Annotated in this window: 17 protein-coding genes and 1 rRNA gene (1 of these 18 running past the window's edge); all 18 read right to left on the reverse strand. The window is 40.4% G+C overall.

What is annotated here, in order from left to right:
* A 16S ribosomal RNA gene (locus ACNSN3_RS14760) occupies nucleotides 1-78 on the reverse strand (it extends 1,458 nt beyond the left edge of the window).
* Nucleotides 79-688: 610 nt separating this feature from the next.
* Entirely contained in the window at nucleotides 689-2,473 is a 1,785-nt protein-coding gene (locus tag ACNSN3_RS14765) for a choice-of-anchor I family protein (protein ID WP_418607928.1), read from the reverse strand.
* 143 nt (nucleotides 2,474-2,616) lie between these two features.
* The gene (glmU, locus tag ACNSN3_RS14770; protein ID WP_418607930.1) at nucleotides 2,617-3,975 is read right to left on the reverse strand and encodes a bifunctional UDP-N-acetylglucosamine diphosphorylase/glucosamine-1-phosphate N-acetyltransferase GlmU; all 1,359 of its coding nucleotides are present in this window, start codon (nucleotides 3,973-3,975) and stop codon (nucleotides 2,617-2,619) included.
* Between the two features lie 240 nt (nucleotides 3,976-4,215).
* A complete protein-coding gene (locus ACNSN3_RS14775; protein ID WP_418607932.1) occupies nucleotides 4,216-6,330 on the reverse strand; it encodes a winged helix-turn-helix domain-containing protein in 2,115 nt (704 codons plus the stop codon).
* A 163-nt stretch (nucleotides 6,331-6,493) separates the two neighbouring features.
* A complete protein-coding gene (locus ACNSN3_RS14780) occupies nucleotides 6,494-6,916 on the reverse strand; it encodes a F0F1 ATP synthase subunit epsilon (protein ID WP_008112140.1) in 423 nt (140 codons plus the stop codon).
* Nucleotides 6,917-6,929: 13 nt separating this feature from the next.
* Nucleotides 6,930-8,315 carry a F0F1 ATP synthase subunit beta gene (gene atpD, locus ACNSN3_RS14785; protein ID WP_008112138.1) on the reverse strand — a complete coding sequence of 462 codons (1,386 nt, stop codon included), beginning with the start codon at nucleotides 8,313-8,315 and terminating at the stop codon, nucleotides 6,930-6,932.
* A gap of 33 nt (nucleotides 8,316-8,348) precedes the next feature.
* Entirely contained in the window at nucleotides 8,349-9,209 is an 861-nt protein-coding gene (atpG, locus tag ACNSN3_RS14790; protein ID WP_008112136.1) for a F0F1 ATP synthase subunit gamma, read from the reverse strand.
* A 59-nt stretch (nucleotides 9,210-9,268) separates the two neighbouring features.
* Entirely contained in the window at nucleotides 9,269-10,810 is a 1,542-nt protein-coding gene (gene atpA, locus ACNSN3_RS14795; protein WP_008112134.1) for a F0F1 ATP synthase subunit alpha, read from the reverse strand.
* Between the two features lie 14 nt (nucleotides 10,811-10,824).
* Nucleotides 10,825-11,358, reverse strand: coding sequence for a F0F1 ATP synthase subunit delta (atpH, locus tag ACNSN3_RS14800; protein ID WP_087533920.1), 534 nt, complete (start codon nucleotides 11,356-11,358; stop codon nucleotides 10,825-10,827).
* Nucleotides 11,359-11,374: 16 nt separating this feature from the next.
* Nucleotides 11,375-11,845, reverse strand: a complete 471-nt coding sequence (atpF, locus tag ACNSN3_RS14805) for a F0F1 ATP synthase subunit B (protein WP_008112130.1) — start codon at nucleotides 11,843-11,845, stop codon at nucleotides 11,375-11,377.
* Between the two features lie 41 nt (nucleotides 11,846-11,886).
* Nucleotides 11,887-12,129, reverse strand: a complete 243-nt coding sequence (atpE, locus tag ACNSN3_RS14810; protein WP_008112128.1) for a F0F1 ATP synthase subunit C — start codon at nucleotides 12,127-12,129, stop codon at nucleotides 11,887-11,889.
* Between the two features lie 58 nt (nucleotides 12,130-12,187).
* Complete coding sequence (gene atpB / locus ACNSN3_RS14815; RefSeq protein WP_008112123.1) at nucleotides 12,188-13,045, reverse strand: F0F1 ATP synthase subunit A; 858 nt, start codon at nucleotides 13,043-13,045, stop codon at nucleotides 12,188-12,190.
* 15 nt (nucleotides 13,046-13,060) lie between these two features.
* Entirely contained in the window at nucleotides 13,061-13,441 is a 381-nt protein-coding gene (locus tag ACNSN3_RS14820; RefSeq protein ID WP_008112121.1) for an ATP synthase subunit I, read from the reverse strand.
* Nucleotides 13,442-13,583: 142 nt separating this feature from the next.
* Entirely contained in the window at nucleotides 13,584-14,510 is a 927-nt protein-coding gene (locus ACNSN3_RS14825) for a ParB/RepB/Spo0J family partition protein (protein WP_008112119.1), read from the reverse strand.
* A 20-nt stretch (nucleotides 14,511-14,530) separates the two neighbouring features.
* Nucleotides 14,531-15,316 carry a ParA family protein gene (locus tag ACNSN3_RS14830; RefSeq protein ID WP_008112117.1) on the reverse strand — a complete coding sequence of 262 codons (786 nt, stop codon included), beginning with the start codon at nucleotides 15,314-15,316 and terminating at the stop codon, nucleotides 14,531-14,533.
* Between the two features lie 14 nt (nucleotides 15,317-15,330).
* Nucleotides 15,331-15,951, reverse strand: coding sequence for a 16S rRNA (guanine(527)-N(7))-methyltransferase RsmG (rsmG, locus tag ACNSN3_RS14835; RefSeq protein WP_008112113.1), 621 nt, complete (start codon nucleotides 15,949-15,951; stop codon nucleotides 15,331-15,333).
* 15 nt (nucleotides 15,952-15,966) lie between these two features.
* Complete coding sequence (gene mnmG, locus ACNSN3_RS14840) at nucleotides 15,967-17,856, reverse strand: tRNA uridine-5-carboxymethylaminomethyl(34) synthesis enzyme MnmG (RefSeq protein ID WP_008112111.1); 1,890 nt, start codon at nucleotides 17,854-17,856, stop codon at nucleotides 15,967-15,969.
* A 428-nt stretch (nucleotides 17,857-18,284) separates the two neighbouring features.
* Nucleotides 18,285-18,734, reverse strand: a complete 450-nt coding sequence (gene mioC / locus ACNSN3_RS14845; protein WP_008112109.1) for an FMN-binding protein MioC — start codon at nucleotides 18,732-18,734, stop codon at nucleotides 18,285-18,287.
* Nucleotides 18,735-18,905 lie beyond the last annotated feature (171 nt).

Consider the following 18,905-nt stretch of genomic DNA (forward strand, 5'->3'; position numbering starts at 1 on the left):
TTTCTGTTACCGCTCGACTTGCATGTGTTAGGCCTGCCGCCAGCGTTCAATCTGAGCCATGATCAAACTCTTCAATTAAAAAGTTTTATGTCTTTCGACAGCTCAATGAATTCTGAATTTATTTAATATCTTTCGATATTGAATTGACTGTGCTGAATAACTACCGAAGTAATTATTCTGTTGGTCACTCAGTTTAAATTGAGACTCTAAATTTGTTTGCCTCACTTAGTAAACTAAGCTTGGCTGTTAGAACTCAATCTGTACGAGTGCCCACACAGATGATTGCTTTATATTGTTAAAGAACGTTGCGATTAAAGCCTTAAACCTTATCTCGCTAGGGCTGCGCATATTACGCTTTCCTATTTTTTTGTCAACACTTAATTTTTAGTTTCTTTTAAAAGATTTAAAAGCTAAGTTTTACTCGACTCACTTACCGTTTGTTCAGCGCTTTTCATTGCTGCCTGCCGGGTCAGTGGATGCGCATTATAGGGATATTCTGGAGAGGGTCAATGCTTTATTTCAGTTTTATTAAATTAATTTCAATTTAGTACAATAACCATACAAACAAAGGGCTACAGGGCTGTTTTTGATTAAAAATCATTCACATAAGGCATGATTATTGAGAGGGGAGGAAGTAAAAGCGATTTATAGATAACCGCTACATCGCTTTTACTTAAAACTTTACTAATTACTGAGTTGTTATTTCCCATACGGCAATTGAGCCTGAGATTTCATTACCGATTATAAGCAGTGCTTCGTTTGTTGCACTTTGCGCTGCAGGAACAAATGTCATTCCTTCAGGAGCAAGATCGCCACTTATATCTGCACTTGGTTCTAAACCACGATTATAAAAGTAGTCTTGAAATTTCACATCGTAAGGGTTGGTTATATCAAACACCATTATTGTGCCCATACGCTCTAAGCCAACAAAAGCAAATAACCTATCGCCAACTTTACCTAATGTTAGCGCTTCGGGTTCTGCCCCTTTATCATCTGAGCGTGTATCGCCTTTATTTTCATCTTCGTTATTATTGAATGCATTGCCATGAACAGAAGCGGTTACTCGTGCAATTTGATCGCCTGAGTCAAACACCACCAGCCCATTGCTATCCCAAATGGTAAATGACCGTGCGCCATAAGCATAAAGCGATTCGTATTGGCCGTCGTTATTTTTATCACCTTTTACTGTTGTAACTTTTAAACGACCAATGTCGTTATCATCGTTATTTAAGTAATCGAAGTTAGCTGCGAGAGCTAGATCTTCTGCGCGGCTTTCATCTATATATGCCAAACACCCATCTTTAGCGTCATAATCAAGGCCGCCCTTGGCTATACAATCAGCTTCATCGCTTGCATCAAAAAAGTATTCGCGTGCATCACCCTCGTTGGCAGATACAATAAAGTTGGCTCCTTTCCAACTAAAACTTGCAATTGTATCTGGCTGATACATGCCATATAAACCAGGGTATGATTTAAAGTTAACACCGCCGTCTTTGTCTGAAGCGTCAAATTGTAAGTTTGACCAATCTTTAAAACCGAGCCCTTTTAGCTCAAGGGAATTATCTTCAAGGTTGATGATGGCTAGAGCGTTATTTTCTTGAATAGAGACATAAGCGTATTTATTATCCTTGGAAATGCTCACATATTCTGGCTCTAAATCCATCGCAACCGTGGTATTTATTAAATTACCATTAATAGTACGTCCAGTAGGATTGGCAAACACTAAGCCCTGCACTTCTAATTCTGCTTGCTTATTATTGTAAGCTTGAAAGTTTATGCTCAAAGCGGTATCGGCAATAGTGCCGTTATTGATATCGATAATGCTAATTGTGCCTTCGGGGTCGATACTGTAGTCGCCATTAGGTTCACCTTCATTAGCAACCACTACTTTTGCACCATCATGGCTAAATGTCACCATGTCGGGTAGGGCACCTACAGTTACATTTTTAATAAATACTGGTGTATCTCCGCCAATATTGTAAAACGCTATTTGGCCAGCTTCGCCCACGTTTGTAGCAGCCATTGCTACCGCTAATAATTGGTTATTTGCATCGATAGCTATGCTGTTTGCATCACCAGGCGTATTTTCATTTAGTGAGAGCGTAATGGCAGAGGCTAAGTTGGTCGCGGTTACAATACCTTCGTTATCTTTTACTAATGCTGCAGTGTCGAACGTATCGGCAGGAATGATATTCACAACTGCCTCGTCGCCAGAGCTATTAATGGCATAAATCCACTTTTTAGAGGCTTGGTAGGCGACTATTTCAGCTGCACCCTCTGGGCTTTGTGCATTGAGTACTGCGCGGCCAATAAGATTGATATTTAAAGCTGAATTTGCATTAGTGCCGTTTTCGCCATTATTACCCGCTGTACCTTGTACACCCTGTGCGCCATCTTGGCCGTCATCACCATCTAGTGAGCAACCAGTTAATAGTGATAGCAAAGAAAGGGCTATTATTGATTTGTTTAACATTATTGTTTTCCTGAGTGTTGTATTAGTTAAATATCAACACACAGGGATGACAACAGTATGGCATTTTTATTTATAGAATATTTAGGCAATAAAAAAGCGAGTTATGAAACTCGCTTTAAATATTTAATAAGTAATGATCATTACTATTTTTTAACTGGGCGTTTCCAACCATCTAAATTACGTTGCTTGCCACGTGCTACGGCTAGCTGATCATCCGCTACGGCATTGGTAATAACAGAGCCTGCACCCACAGTTGCTGTAGCACCAATGTTTACAGGAGCAACCAGTGACGAGTTAGACCCTATAAAGGCATTATTGCCAATAATGGTTTTTGCTTTATTAACCCCATCGTAGTTACAGGTAATTGTGCCTGCGCCAATATTCACTTTCTCGCCAATTTCAGCATCACCTAAGTAACTTAAGTGGTTTGCTTTAGAACCTTTGCCTAAACGGGTTTTTTTCATTTCGACAAAATTGCCAATGTGCGAGTCTTCTTCCATTACTGCACCAGGACGAAGGCGGGCGTATGGACCGAGTGTACATTGAGCCGCAACTGATGCATCTTCAATTAGTGTATTGGCTTTAATAATAACATTGTCACCGATGCTACAGTTTTTAAGTACACAGTTAGGTCCAATTTGTACGTTATTACCAAGCGTTACATTGCCTTCAAAAATAACGTTGATATCGATGAGGACGTCTTCCCCTGTTTTAACGTCGCCACGCACATCAATACGCGCAGGGTCGGCAAGAGTCGCCCCATTTAACATCAATTCTTCTGCTTGCCATGCTTGGTAAGCACGCTCTAAGCCTGCAAGTTGTACACGATTGTTTGCGCCTTCAACTTCCATTGGGTGATCTGGCTGTGCTGATGTAATTTCTACACCTTCACTGTGCGCCATAGCAACTATATCTGTTAGGTAGTATTCACCTTGAGCATTATTGTTAGACAAGTTACCTAACCATGTTTTTAAAAGCTTACCATTAACCGCCATAATGCCGGTGTTTACTTCGTTAATAAGTAACTGCTCTGCATTAGCATCTTTTTGTTCAACAATACCCACTAGCTTTCCATCAACACGTAGCATACGCCCGTAACCATTTGGGTTTGCTAAATTAACGGTTAATACTGCTAAGCCATTTTTAGGTGTCGCTGCTAATAAACGTTCAAGTGTAGATTGCTTAGTTAAAGGTACGTCACCGTATAAAACCAGTACAGTGTCGTTATCGTTAATATGAGGATTTGCTTGTGCCACTGCGTGGCCTGTACCTAGCTGCTCAGCTTGCAGTACCCAGTTTACGTTATTATCGGCAAGTTGTTGTTGTAATAATTCGCCGCCATGACCAAAAACTAAGTTAGTCGATGTAGCACCAAGTGCTTTAGCATTATCGATAACATGTTGCACCATAGGTTTACCGGCAACTTTATGCAATACCTTAGGTAAAGCTGAACGCATACGAGTACCTTTACCCGCAGCAAGAATGACTGTAGTCAGAGACATTAAAACAATATCCTTCTTTCTTTGTTTTATTGAAATGAGTAAGCGTGTGTAAATTCAACCAAGATCACGTAAGTCACATCATGTGCACTTACTCAGCAGCAATCTAGCAGTAGCCACTGAATCTAAGCTGAAATCATTATTCGCTTTATTTGTGACTATTGTAGCGAGGATTGGTGAAGGATATAAGTAAAATATTATGCGCGGCATCTACTAACCTAAAATTCAAAGCGTTATCCAACTTTAATTTTCAACCTGAGTTACTTTAAATATTTTATTATTATGTGCCGTAAGCAAACCGATAAATACAGAATTAACTGCTTCATTATAATCAATACTTCTTATTACCCTTGCGTTTTCTCCTTTGAAAACAACCTGGGGGGCGGTATCAAAACCTAAACTAAAATCATATAAGAAAACATTTATACCATCTGAATGAAGAAGTTTATTGCCATCTAGCGATAGAGAGTGCCTATATTTCACTGGATTTAACTCAAGCTCTTTAATGACTACATTTTTCCAACTATCAAAAATTTGTAGCTTGTTTTGTGCAGAAAGAAATATATATTTTGTAGTCGATAGTTGATCAAACCAGACAGCATTACTTATGGGCAATATAACGCTCTTCTTTGTTGTTCTGTCATAAACATAAGATGAAGTACTCGAAGAATGACTACCACGTACAATAAAGCCTATATTTTTATTTATCAAAAACTCAGTGTTAACAAGAGTACCATTCACCTGAATAGACTCTTTTAAATTAATAAGCTCAGTATCGCGAATTTCTATTGCCTTAGTAGTGATTCGTAATGCCTCTTCACCATCTCGTGACACTCTTAATAACGGATTAAAAGCAATGCTCGATTTTGTAGCTTCATCCAGAACTTGCAATTTATAAGTACGATTAGCCCCTATACTATTTTTGCTCCTAAGAAAAAATATATCTCCATTATTCGTTACTTGCGGGAGTATTTGACTTATTAAATGAGTACCAATAGATGTATCAGATAAGTTGAAATTATTTAAATCAATTTTATTAATATCAGTATTGTAAGGATATTGAAAGGCTAAGATTTCATTAGGACTAATAGGTAGAGTCATAGAGTAAGGCGACACTCCTTGCATTGCTGTTTTACTTAATAATTTTTGCTCAGATAAAGAATACTGAAATAAAATATTGTCTACATTGTCGTACCAAAGTAATGAATCTAACTCCTGGTTATACTTCAATGTCCAGATACGATTTTTAGTAGTATACAGATGAGTTTGAGCTCCCCCTTCAATATCTGTAATGTACAACTCACTAAAACCAAATTGATGCCGTTCAAAAACTACTTTATTTTTACCTTCTATATGCGCTAAAAATTTATCACCGTAAGAGTTTAGATTAGGAGAGCTTATTTGATACTCTTCACCTGTTATGAGGTTACGATTCATCAATACAGCAAGCTCATCCCGATGACGATAACCAAATTTAGAATATACGAGGTTAGTATCATTAATACCCTCCCCAGAAAAAGGCAAATGTGAGCAATCAAACAAATATCGACTCTCGCCAGCAAAGTTACTATCAACAATAAATACCTGACAATCCAAGCCATTACTTTGCCAGTAGATAATCTCATTATTGTTATATGACCAACCAACTGGATGTATTTCATAACCAGGTTTAATTAATAGCTTTTCTGTTCCCGTAGCAAGATCTTTATTGATTAAAATAAACTCTGAAGTTTCGTATTTTATAAGTGTAAAAACTAAATTTTTCTCATTAGGCGAAAGTGAGAGAAAAGTATGCACCCCTTCTTTCATGGATAATATTTCTTCTTGGTAGTTTTTATTGGTGACTTCTACCTCGTTATTTTTAGCTGCCCACTGATATACACCCGCTATGACGCTTACTAGCAGAACGGCTATTAAGACTAACACCCATAATACGTATTTTTTTATCACCGGCTTAGCGGCTTCTTTAGAATCTAGCTCATTGACTGGATTTGAGCTCTGGCTTTGGTAACCACTTTCTATAAACTCAACTTCTAGATCAAAACTATATCCTTTTCGATAATGTGTTTTGACAACTAAAGCAGCTTGGTTAGGGGATTTTAAGATTTTTCTAAGTTCTGATATCGCTCTATTTATCGCGTTATCATCAACATAACTTTGACACCAAACATCGTCAATTAGATTTTGGCGAGTGATAATAGTATTTTGATTTAAGATGAGGTAACTTAAAATTTTAAACAGTAGTGGCTCTAGCTCTTTTTCAACAATGCCATCACTAATTATTTGCCGCTTTATATTTAAACACCAAGCACCAAACTTTACTTCTACTACTGAATCCGGAAACTCTGCTTGTTTCATTTTTTCACTTACATAATATCCTTATAGCAGCTTATTTATCGCTTGATCCCCATAATAAACCACCACATCCCATTAACCGCAGGTTAACAGCTAAGTCTTTCAGTGTCATCTATTCAGGCACAAAAAAGCCCACATAAAGTGGGCTTTTAAAAACCAGATAGGCTTACTTTTTACGTAATTGCTGAATAACGCGTAGCTGAGCAATTGCTTCAGCTAGTTGCATTGCGGCTTGATTGTAATCAAGCTCAGCAGATGCACCTTTTGCCATTTGGGCTTCAGCGTCACGTTTAGCTTGCTCTGCAGCTTTCTCGTCCAGGTCTTCACCACGAACAGCTGTATCAGCAAGTACGGTCACTATGTTCGGTTGAACTTCTAGTGTACCGCCAGCAATATAGATGAGTTCTTCTTCACCAAATTGCTTAACTAAACGTACCATACCAGGTTTAAGGGCAGTTAGTAGTGGGGCGTGACCGGCGTTAACACCTAACTCACCTTCACTACCAGATACTTGAATAGATTCTACTAAACCAGAAAATAATTTCTCTTCAGCACTTACTACATCAAGATGTACAGTCATAGCTGCCATACTACCCTCCTAATTACATGCTTTTGGCTTTTTCTTGAGCTTCTTCGATAGAGCCAACCATGTAGAACGCTTGCTCTGGCATATCATCAAACTCACCGTTTAAGATACCTTTGAAGCCTGCAATTGTGTCTTTAAGTGAAACGTATTTACCTGGCGCACCTGTAAATACCTCTGCCACGAAGAATGGCTGAGATAGGAAACGCTGGATTTTACGTGCACGAGATACAAGTTGCTTATCTTCGTCAGAAAGCTCGTCCATACCTAGAATTGCGATGATGTCTTTAAGTTCTTTGTAACGCTGAAGAACTGTTTGAACGCCACGCGCTATACCGTAATGCTCTTCACCGATTACTTGTGGATCAAGCTGACGTGAAGATGAATCAAGAGGGTCTACCGCAGGGTAGATACCTAGTGATGCGATATCACGTGAAAGTACCACTGTTGCATCTAAGTGAGCAAACGTTGTTGCTGGAGACGGATCCGTTAAATCATCCGCAGGTACGTATACCGCTTGGATTGAAGTAATTGAACCAGTCTTAGTAGATGCGATACGCTCTTGAAGTACACCCATTTCTTCAGCAAGTGTAGGCTGGTAACCTACCGCTGATGGCATACGACCAAGAAGTGCTGATACTTCTGTACCCGCAAGTGTGTAACGGTAGATGTTATCTACGAAGAAAAGTACGTCGCGACCTTCGTCACGGAACTTCTCAGCCATAGTAAGACCTGTTAACGCTACGCGTAAACGGTTACCCGGTGGCTCGTTCATCTGACCGTATACAAGCGATACTTTATCAAGTACGTTTGAATCGTTCATTTCATGGTAGAAATCGTTACCCTCACGAGTACGCTCACCAACACCTGCGAATACTGAGTAGCCGCTGTGCTCGATTGCGATGTTACGGATAAGTTCCATCATGTTTACGGTTTTACCAACACCGGCACCACCGAATAAACCAACTTTACCACCTTTAGCGAATGGACATACAAGGTCGATTACCTTGATACCCGTTTCTAAAAGTTCAACTGAGCTTGATTGCTCTTCGTAAGTAGGTGCTGCACGGTGGATAGACATACGCTCGTCTTCACCGATTGGACCTGCTTCATCAATTGGCTCACCAAGTACGTTCATGATACGACCTAGGGTCTTAGTACCAACTGGAACTTGAATTGCTTCGCCTGTGTTTTCTACTGAAGCACCACGACGTAAACCGTCTGTAGTACCTAGTGCGATAGTACGTACCACACCGCCACCTAGCTGCTGTTGAACTTCTAAAGTCAAACCAGCTAAATCGCCATCTGTTACTTTTAGCGCGTCATATACGGCTGGCACGCTGTCTTGTGGAAATTCGATATCCACAACGGCGCCGATAATTTGGACGACCTTACCTAAACTCATGTCTATTCCTCTCGTTAATCTTTGCCTGAAGCATTAAACTGCTGCTGAACCAGAACAAATCTCACTAATTTCTTGTGTGATTGCTGCTTGGCGAGCTTTGTTATATACAAGCTGTAACTCATCCATAAGGTCACCGGCATTATCAGTTGCAGCTTTCATTGCAACCATGCGGGCAGCCTGTTCAGAGGCAGCGTTTTCAACTACACCTTGGTATACTTGAGATTCAATGAAACGTACTAACAAAGACTCTAAAATAGCCTCTGGGTTTGGTTCATATAAGTAATCCCACGCATGTGTAGATACTTCTTCTTCAGCTTTTGGCAAAGGGAGTAACTGATCTACTATTGGCTCTTGCTTCATGGTATTAACAAAGTTGTTATATACCAGGAATAAACGGTCAATTTTACCTTCAGAGAATGCATCTAGCATTATTTTTACCGGACCAATTACGTCCTGTACTGAAGGCTTATCTCCAAGACCTGCTTTTTTAGCAAGCACTTGACCACCAAAACGTTGAAAGAAGCCAGCTGCTTTACTACCTAAAGTAGCAAAATCAGCATCTACGCCTTTCTCTTTCCACGCTTTAATGTCTAATGCAACTTTCTTAAACTCATTTGAGTTTAAGCCGCCACATAGACCACGGTCAGTAGAGATAACAATATAACCAACTCGTTTTACTTCACGCTCTTCTAAGAACGGGTGAGTAAAATCAAGATTTGCTTGAGCAACACGACCAATCACTTTACGTAATTTTTCAGCGTATGGACGGCTTGAAGCCACTCGTTCTTGCGCCTTTTTCATTTTAGACGCAGCAACCATTTCCATTGCGCTAGTGATCTTTTGAGTATTTTTAATACTGCCGATCTTGCTTTTAATCTCTTTTCCGCTGGCCATGACTCTCTCTCCGAATCAAGGTGTGCTTTAGGATATAAAGCACACCATTAATAACTAAATTACCAAGTTTGCGTAGACTTGCACTTCTCTAGAAGTTCTTTAAGCTGCGCTTCGATCTCGGCGTTGTAGTTACCAGTTTCATTGATTTGAGCCATAAGCTCTGCGTATGTGCTATTTGCGAAAGAAAGTAATGCCGCTTCGAAATCCATGATTTTAGAGATTTCGATGTCTTGCAAGTAACCTTTCTCAGCTGCGAATAACGACAAAGACATTTCAGCAACAGACATTGGCGCGTACTGTTTCTGCTTCATTAGCTCTGTTACACGCTCACCATGCTCAAGTTGAGCACGAGTAGCATCATCAAGGTCAGACGCGAACTGCGAGAACGCAGCTAATTCACGGTACTGAGCTAGGGCTAGACGAATACCGCCACCTAGTTTCTTAACGATTTTAGTTTGTGCAGCACCACCAACACGCGATACCGAGATACCAGCATTTACTGCCGGACGGATACCTGAGTTGAATAAGTCAGTTTCTAAGAAGATCTGACCATCGGTGATAGAGATAACGTTTGTCGGTACGAACGCAGAAACGTCGCCGCCTTGAGTTTCAATGATAGGCAATGCCGTCAATGAACCTGTTTTACCTTTCACTTCACCATTAGTGAACTTTTCTACGTAATCAGTGTTTACACGTGATGCACGCTCTAAAAGACGCGAGTGAAGGTAGAATACGTCACCTGGGTATGCTTCACGGCCTGGTGGACGCTTAAGTAGCAATGAGATTTGACGGTAAGCAACAGCTTGCTTAGATAAATCATCATATACGATTAATGCGTTTTCACCACGGTCACGGAAGTATTCACCCATAGTACAGCCCGAGAACGGTGCTAAGTACTGAAGTGCCGCAGATTCAGAAGCAGATGCTACAACTACGATAGTATTTGCAAGTGCACCGTGCTCTTCTAATTTACGTACTACGTTAGCAATAGTAGATGCTTTTTGACCAACCGCTACGTACACACACTTAACGCCTGTGTCTTTTTGGTTGATGATTGCATCGATTGCTAGTGCAGTTTTACCTGTTTGGCGGTCACCGATAACAAGCTCACGCTGACCACGACCAACTGGAATCATCGCATCGATAGATTTGTAACCAGTTTGTACTGGCTCATCTACTGATTGACGCTCGATTACACCTGGTGCAATTTTTTCTACAGGTTCAAAACCGTCGTTATCTAAAGCGCCTTTACCATCGATAGGAGCACCTAGCGTGTTTACAACACGACCAAGTAGACCCGCACCAACAGGAACTTCTAAGATACGACCAGTAGTGTATACTTTTACGCCTTCTGTAAGGTCAGCGTAAGGACCCATTACTACTGCACCAATTGAGTCACGCTCAAGGTTTAGTGCGATAGCATAACGGTTGCCAGGAAGCTCAATCATCTCACCTTGCATACAGTCAGCTAGACCGTGGATGCGAATGATACCGTCAGTAACAGATACAATTGTACCTTCGTTACGAGCTTCACTTACAACTTCGAACTTCTCAATACGTTGTTTGATCAGATCTGAAATTTCAGTGGAATTAAGTTGCATGCTCTTTTTCCCAATTACGATTGTAGTGTTGTGGCTAAGCGATTTAATTTACCGCGTAAAGAGCCGTCAATTACAGTGTCGCCAGCCTTAATAATAAGGCCGCCAACTACTGTAGCGTCTTCACTACAATTCAGCTTAACTTTGCGTGCGAAACGTTTTTCAAGTGCCGCTACCAATGATTCTTGCTGGGCTGCAGCAAGAGGAGTTGCCGAAATCACATCAATATCGATTTCTTTTTCATAGTCTGCTTTTAAAGCAGAAAATAAATGGGCAACTTCAGGTAGTGCAATCAAACGTCCATTTTCAGCCATCACCTTAACTAGGTTCTGACCTTGTTCGTTGAGCTGCTCACCACATAAGTTAATAAATAACTCAGCTTGTGCGGTAGCAGTAGGCAATCCAGCTAAAATGGTAGATGCCTGTTCATTGCTGGCAACGTGGCCAGCAAAGAACAACATGTCATTCCAGCTATCAATAGCGCCTTTTTCAACGGCAAGTTCAAAAGCCGCTTTAGCGTATGGGCGAGCGATAGTAGTCAATTCAGACATGCTCATACCCTCCTAATTACAGCTCAGCGACAAGTTTTTCAACGATGTCACTATGTGCGGCTTGATTGATTTCGCGCTCTAAAATTCTTTCTGCGCCAACCACTGCCAGAGTTGCTACTTGCTTACGTAGCTCTTCTGTCACACGGTTACGCTCTGATTCAATTTCAGAGTGCCCTTGAGCAATAATTTTTTCACGCTCTTGCTGACCACGAACAGTTTCTTCGTCAACAATTAGCACGGCACGCTTTTTAGCTTGATCAATGATATCAGCCGCTTGAGCCTTTGCATCTTTAAGCTGTTCTGCAGCTTTCTGTTGCGCTAGTTCTAAGTCTTTCTCGGCTCTATCAGAGGCAGCTAAACCATCTTCGATTTTCTTCTGGCGAGCTTCAATTGCACCGTTTAGTGGTGGCCATACGTATTTCATACAAAATAATACGAACACCGTAAACGCAATTAATTCACCGATAAGAGTGGCGTTTAAGTTCACAACCGCTCCTCCTTAAATAGTAAGCTGTTCAAAAAATAAAATTAAAGTACGAACAACAATACCATCGCGATACCAACACCAATCATTGCTACAGCATCGATTAGACCAGCAAGGATAAACATTTTAACTTGAAGCGATGGTGCTAGCTCAGGTTGACGTGCACATGCTTCAAGGAATTTACCGCCCATGTTACCAAAACCGATTGCTGTGCCGATTGCACCGAAACCGATAAGTAAAGCTACTGCGATGTATTTTAAGCCGTTTAATAATTCTAAAGCTTCCATTTATTTCTCCAAAGTTTCAATTGTATTAAAAGTAAAAGTAAAATTGTAAATATAGTAATTAGTGATTATCTGAACTTGCCATGCTTAGGTATACGATTGTAAGCATCATGAATACGAATGCCTGCAATACGATTACTAAGATATGGAATACAGCCCACACAAAGTGCAACGGTAGTTGCATTAAACCTACAGCACCTATAAGGATGAAGATTAACTCACCTGCATATAAGTTACCGAACAAACGCAGAGCCAGTGAAAACGGCTTAGAAACCAATGCGATAAGCTCTAGTAATAGGTTGAATGGAATTAAAAGAATCTGCATAGCTGTATTGTTTGAACTAAACGGGTGAAGTGTTAGTTCTTTAATAAAACCGCCGATACCTTTGATTTTAATAGAGTAACCAATCATTAGAATGAACACGCCAAGCGCAAGTGCAGCTGTCATGTTGATATCTGTAGTTGGTACGATTTTCATGTATACGTCGTGTGAATCCATACCGAATGCAGTTTCGCCAACAAAGCCAGCAAATGCAGGTAGGAAGTCAACTGGGATTAAATCCATTAAGTTCATTAAGAATATCCAAACGAATATTGTTAATGCTAATGGTGCAATTAGCTTACTTTTACCGTGGAAGGTATCGCGTACGTTGTCGCCAACGAACTCAACAACCATTTCAATGAAACATTGAAGTTTTCCAGGTACACCCAGAGTTGATTTTTTTGCGGCACTACGGAAGATCCATAAAAATATTAGACCTAGTCCGATAGACCATGCGAGGGTATCTATATGCCATGTCCAGAAGCCACTATCCGTACATGCTTTATTGAAGGCAAGACCAGCGTCGGTCGAGCACATCTTAGCATTGGTTAAGTGGTGCTGAATATGGCTAGATAGAGTAACTTCTTCTGCAGCCATGTTATATCCCAAAAGTTAATGTTTAAAAAAAACGGGTGTAAACAATCCTGTAAACAACACCAACACATAAGCACAAAAGAAAGGTAGCAGTACTACCGGATAAAGCTTTAGCATTAGTGCAAACAAAACGATTGTTAGCATAAATTTTAATCCGTTGCCGCGTTTTAACGAGGCATACGCTTGATTTGCTCGACTTGCACCCATATATCTGAATGCATAAAGCGCAAATACAAAGTTAGGAAGTACTGCGACTGCGCCACCAGCTAGAGCTGAAAGTGCGGCATTGGTTTCCCAACCTATAAAAATTATTAGTGCAGCTAAAAGGGCTACAAATCCCTGAAGGCAAATTAATTTTAATGCGGCAAGCCTATACGGGCTCGCTAACTTATTAGTCACTTTTAATTAACCTTTATGACGCTCTAATTGTCAGGGTATGAAAACTGGCGAAATTATACTTAATCCTGCCAGTTTTGCAACTTGAGTAGGTGCTTTGTAACACAAAATCGCTGTAAATGTCCCTTTTTAGACATCCAATGAATTAATGGTGGGAATAGTCTTGATTGATACGGTTTAAAATACCGTCTAACTCGTCAAGATTAGTGTAAGAAATAACCAACTTCCCTTTGCCTTTTTTGTTGTAATTTATTTCTACCTTTGCCCCTAGGTTATCAGCAAGCTGCTGCTCTAACTGTTTAACATCTGGGTCTTTTTCTATTACTTCTTTTGCTGGAGCTGGCTCTAAAATAGAGCGTACTAGTTTTTCTGTTTCGCGAACGGTCAATGCCTTTGCAACAGCTAAACGGGCTGCATCTGATTGCACTTCACCTTCAAGTGCTAACAGGCAACGTGCGTGGCCCATTTCAATGTCACCATGCTCTAACAAAATTTTTACATCGTTATTTAGATTATTTAAGCGTAATAAGTTAGTCACGGTCGTACGTGATTTACCAACGGCATCAGCCACTTGTTGATGCGTTAACTCAAACTCATTAAGCAACCGATTAAGTGCAATCGCTTCTTCCATAGCGTTTAAGTCTTCACGCTGAATATTTTCAATCAGAGCAATAGCAACGGCAGCTTCATCAGGTACGTCTTTAATAATACAGGGTACAAACTCAAGCTTAGCTATTTGCGCAGCACGCCAACGACGTTCACCAGCAATAATCTCGTAGCTGTTATGCGCAACAGGGCGCACAACGATAGGTTGAATAATTCCTTGTGAGCGTATCGAACTGGCGAGTTCTTCGAGTGCCTCTTCAGACATGTCTTTACGAGGTTGGTACTTACCTGAGTGTAAAAGCTCGATCGGTAGTTTTTGTAACTCACTGTTACTAGGCTGCGCTGCATTTTCAACTGCGCTGGTTACGTTAGCATTGTCCTGTTCCTTGCCTTCGCTTGGTGCAGGTTTAGATGAACTTAAAAGCGCATCGAGTCCTCGGCCTAAACCTCGTTTTTTAGCAGACATGTTATTTTTTTACCTCAAAGTTAGGCGACAACGGGAGTTGTTTTTTCTTTTCTGCGTAGCATTTCACCAGCGAGAGCTAAATAAGCTTTCGCGCCACTTGATGCTCGATCGTAGTACATTGCTGGGGCACCAAAACTTGGGGCTTCTGCAAGTCGAACATTACGTGGGATCACCGTACGGTATACTTTATCGCCAAAATGTTGTTTTAATTGTTCTGATACATCATTTGCTAGTCGATTACGCGGATCGTACATAGTACGAAGTATGCCTTCAATCTGTAAGTTAGGGTTAACTAACTTAGCAAGTTGCGTAATCGTGTCCATTAACGCTGTTAATCCTTCCAATGCATAATATTCACATTGCATAGGTACTAAAATAGAATCGGCAGCAGCCATGGCATTAACGGTTAACATATTTAAAGAAGGCGGGCAGTCTATAAAAATAAACTCATACTGATCTTGTATTTTTTCAAGCGCGTTACGCAAACGTACTTCTCGCGCAAATAATTCCATCAGCTTAACTTCTGCAGCGGTCACATCACCGTTTGCAGCAATCATATGATATTCGCCTGAGGTTTCTTTAATAATCACTTCATCAATAGGCTTATCTTCTATGAGCAAGTCATAGATAGTAGGGACGTCACCATATTTGTCGACGCCACTGCCCATGGTCGCATTGCCTTGCGGATCGAGATCTATTAACAGCACTTTACGCTTCGTTGCAGCCATAGATGCAGCGAGATTAACGGCAGTGGTAGTTTTACCTACTCCACCTTTTTGATTTGCTAATGCGATGACTTTTGCCACAGTGTCTCTGATCCCTAGTCTTTAGAAAGAATTATTAAATGTCGTTGTGCATCTAAATCCGGTACTTCTAATGCAATTTTTTGCTCAAACTTAACACCTGTAGGGAGTGAGTCTAATTCCTCACTTGGAAATACCCCTTTAAGTGCAATGAACTTACCTGAATGATCAATTAAGTGCGAGCACCAGTCAATCATATCTTGTAACGATGCAAATGCACGACTTAGTACGCCATCTAATTTAACACTTGGTTGATATTCTTCAACTCTTGACTGCACCGGGGTGACATTATCAAGACCAAGCTCATGTTTAACATGCATTAAAAAACGTACACGTTTACCTAAACTATCTAATAATACAAACTGCGTTTCAGGTAAGGCAATAGCTAACACTATGCCCGGTAAACCAGGACCTGTGCCAACATCAATATAATGATGACCGGTCAAGTGAGGAGCAACAACTAAGCTATCCATTATATGTTTAACCATCATTTCTTGAGGCAAACGTACCGAGGTTAAGTTATAGGCTTTATTCCACTTATCGAGTAATTCAACATAGCGGACAAGTTGTTGCTGTTGTTTTTGTGTTAGCGCAATATCAGTTTGCGCTAACAAAGTTGTTAATTGTTGCTGTAACACAATGTACCTTTACCGTTACGCAGTTTTGCGTAACAAGCCTTGCTTCTTCAGATACACTAATAATAGCGAAATCGCCGCTGGGGTGATACCAGAAATACGCGAAGCTTGGCCGATAGTGTCTGGACGAGCATCAATTAGCTTTGCAACTACTTCGTTTGATAAACCAGAGACGGTTTTATAATCAAACTCTTTTGGTAAGATTGTTTCTTCATGACGAAGCTGCTTATTGATCTCATCTTGTTGACGCGCGATATAACCTGCGTACTTTGTATGAATTTCAACCTGTTCTAGGGCGGCCTGATTAGTGAACTCAGATCCGAGTCCTTCGATCGCCATCAAGTCGTTATAACGCACTTCTGGACGACGCAGTAATTCTTCTAAGCTGGCTTCACGCACAAGTGGGGTTTTTAGTAATTCGTTTACTTTATTAACCATGGCATGATCTTTATGGATCCAGGTATCTTTAATACGCTGTTTCTCTTTAGCGATCACTTCCATTTTTTCGTTGAATGCTTGCCAACGTTCATCGTTAACTAAACCTAGTTCACGACCTTTTTCAGTTAAACGAATATCAGCGTTATCTTCACGAAGTAGCAAACGGTATTCAGCGCGGCTAGTAAACATACGGTACGGTTCTTTTGTACCCAGTGTTGCTAAGTCATCAATCAGTACGCCAACATAGGCTTCATCACGACGTGGTGTCCACGACTCTTTACCTTGTACTTGTAATGCTGCATTCATACCTGCGATCAGACCTTGCGCACCCGCTTCTTCGTAACCGGTAGTACCATTAATTTGACCAGCAAAAAATAAGCCATCAATAAACTTTGTTTCTAATGATTGTTTTAAATCGCGTGGATCAAAAAAGTCATATTCAATAGCATAGCCAGGACGACAAATATGTGCGTTCTCAAAGCCGGTGATCGATTGCACAATTTCTAACTGCACATCGAACGGTAAGCTAGTTGAAATACCGTTAGGGTATAACTCGTATGACGTTAAACCTTCTGGCTCTACAAATATCTGGTGTTTATCTTTATCAGCAAAACGGACAATTTTATCTTCAATGGACGGACAGTAACGTGGGCCTATTCCTTCGATAACACCTGAGTACATAGGTGAGCGATGTAAGTTTTTGCGAATAACATCATGTGTTTTTTCATTGGTGTAAGTGATGTAACACGGAATTTGTTGTGGATGGTCGCTTTGTTTACCCATAAATGAGAATACCGGTGTTGGTGCATCACCTGGTTGTTCTTGCATTTTACTAAAATCAACAGTCCGGGCATCAATACGCGGTGGCGTGCCGGTTTTTAAACGATCTACTCTAAATGGTAATTCACGTAAGCGATCAGCTAAGGCAATTGAAGGCGGATCGCCAGCTCGGCCACCTTTGAAATTTTCAAGGCCGATATGAATTTGACCGCCTAAGAATGTACCCACGGTTAGTACCACACTAGGTGCACTAAAACGTAAACCCATTTGTGTCACCACACCGGTTACACGATCATTTTCAACGATTAGATCATCACATGATTGCTGAAAAATCTTTAAGTTTTCTTGGTTTTGAAGTGTGTTTTGAATAGCCGCTTTGTACAAGGCACGATCCGCTTGTGCACGCGTCGCTCGTACAGCAGGGCCTTTAGAAGAATTCAGCGTGCGGAATTGGATCCCGCCTTTGTCAATAGCTTGCGCCATTGCGCCACCTAGGGCATCAATTTCTTTAACCAGATGGCCTTTGCCAATGCCACCAATTGCTGGGTTACAAGACATTTGACCAAGGGTATCCATATTGTGAGTCAGCAGCAGGGTATTCATCCCCATACGGGCAGCTGCCAATGCGGCTTCAGTGCCTGCATGTCCACCACCTACTACGATAACGTCAAAATTTTCGTGAAAAATCATTAATGGGATCCTACTTAAATCAAACCAGTAAACTTCAAAAGGGAGCGTATTCTACCTAGAAATTAGCAGAAGATAAATGATTAAACAGTGCTCAAGATCTAAGTAAGTGATCTCTAATAATATAAAGGATCTTTTAAAGAGATCTTTTAATACTATTACTACTACTGATCGGGTTTTCTGTTGATAAGCTTTAGATCATGATTAAAAACATATAATTAGATCGGATCTAAAGGTGTTAGTATGATCGGATCTTCAGGCAAATAAGCTCTGATCAAAACAGGCTGTTATACACAGGCCGATCAAGTCTCGATCTTATCCCATGGATAAGCATGGCTAAAAAAGCAGTTTAATCAGTGTTTATCCACAAAACTTATTAAATTATTAGCAAATTGTGGGTAACTTTATTTATAACTTTTCGCTTGATCTTTCTATTTTAAACCTGTCTGTGCTATCCATGAGTCTAACCAAGCTAAGGCCGTATCTTCGGGCAGTGCTTCATCAAGAATATTAAGCTCTAAACGTTGTGCTACTTTTACAGCGCCTTTTTGGCTTAAAAGAGTATCTACATTACGCCCTGCAAGGTTATAAGTGTCGTAACTAGTATCGCCAAGTGCAATAACCGAATACTTTAAATGTGAAAGATCATCCACTTGAGATACTTGTTCGATAAAACCAATCAGGTTGTCAGGGTAATCACCCGCACCGTAGGTTGATGTACAAACTAACCAAATAGTATTTTGTTGATCTATTTCATTAAATTCAGGTTGATCATGTAGTTGGCTATTAATCCCTTGGTTGTTAAGTGCATCATTTAACTGCTCTGCAACGTACTCGGCGGATCCCATTTGACTACCAACGATAATATTTACTGAACTCATGAATATGGCTGATCACTATTAGTTTTAATTGCTGCCTATGATAGCTCAGTGAGTATAACAGTAAAGTTAAGAGTGTTATTTTGTATAACTATTTTTGTGGTAATTTAAGCCTTGGTATTAACTGCTTGCTTAACTTATTGATTATTAATGATTTAACAAAATATCTTTAAA

It is taken from the genome of Pseudoalteromonas sp. US3C1004, assembly GCF_048401065.1.
Lineage (GTDB): Bacteria > Pseudomonadota > Gammaproteobacteria > Enterobacterales > Alteromonadaceae > Pseudoalteromonas > Pseudoalteromonas undina.

Excerpts from the sequence above, each read along its gene's own strand:
- atpH (WP_087533920.1), bottom strand. The coding sequence starts at position 11,358 with ATGTCTGAATTGACTACTATCGCTCGCCCATACGCTAAAGCGGCTTTT.
- ACNSN3_RS14765 (WP_418607928.1), bottom strand. The coding sequence starts at position 2,473 with ATGTTAAACAAATCAATAATAGCCCTTTCTTTGCTATCACTATTAACT.
- ACNSN3_RS14775 (WP_418607932.1), bottom strand. The coding sequence starts at position 6,330 with ATGAAACAAGCAGAGTTTCCGGATTCAGTAGTAGAAGTAAAGTTTGGT.
- atpB (WP_008112123.1), bottom strand. The coding sequence starts at position 13,045 with ATGGCTGCAGAAGAAGTTACTCTATCTAGCCATATTCAGCACCACTTA.
- atpG (WP_008112136.1), bottom strand. The coding sequence starts at position 9,209 with ATGGCCAGCGGAAAAGAGATTAAAAGCAAGATCGGCAGTATTAAAAAT.
- atpE (WP_008112128.1), bottom strand. The coding sequence starts at position 12,129 with ATGGAAGCTTTAGAATTATTAAACGGCTTAAAATACATCGCAGTAGCT.
- ACNSN3_RS14825 (WP_008112119.1), bottom strand. The coding sequence starts at position 14,510 with ATGTCTGCTAAAAAACGAGGTTTAGGCCGAGGACTCGATGCGCTTTTA.
- mnmG (WP_008112111.1), bottom strand. The coding sequence starts at position 17,856 with ATGATTTTTCACGAAAATTTTGACGTTATCGTAGTAGGTGGTGGACAT.
- atpA (WP_008112134.1), bottom strand. The coding sequence starts at position 10,810 with ATGCAACTTAATTCCACTGAAATTTCAGATCTGATCAAACAACGTATT.
- atpD (WP_008112138.1), bottom strand. The coding sequence starts at position 8,315 with ATGAGTTTAGGTAAGGTCGTCCAAATTATCGGCGCCGTTGTGGATATC.
- mioC (WP_008112109.1), bottom strand. The coding sequence starts at position 18,734 with ATGAGTTCAGTAAATATTATCGTTGGTAGTCAAATGGGATCCGCCGAG.
- ACNSN3_RS14780 (WP_008112140.1), bottom strand. The coding sequence starts at position 6,916 with ATGGCAGCTATGACTGTACATCTTGATGTAGTAAGTGCTGAAGAGAAA.
- glmU (WP_418607930.1), bottom strand. The coding sequence starts at position 3,975 with ATGTCTCTGACTACAGTCATTCTTGCTGCGGGTAAAGGTACTCGTATG.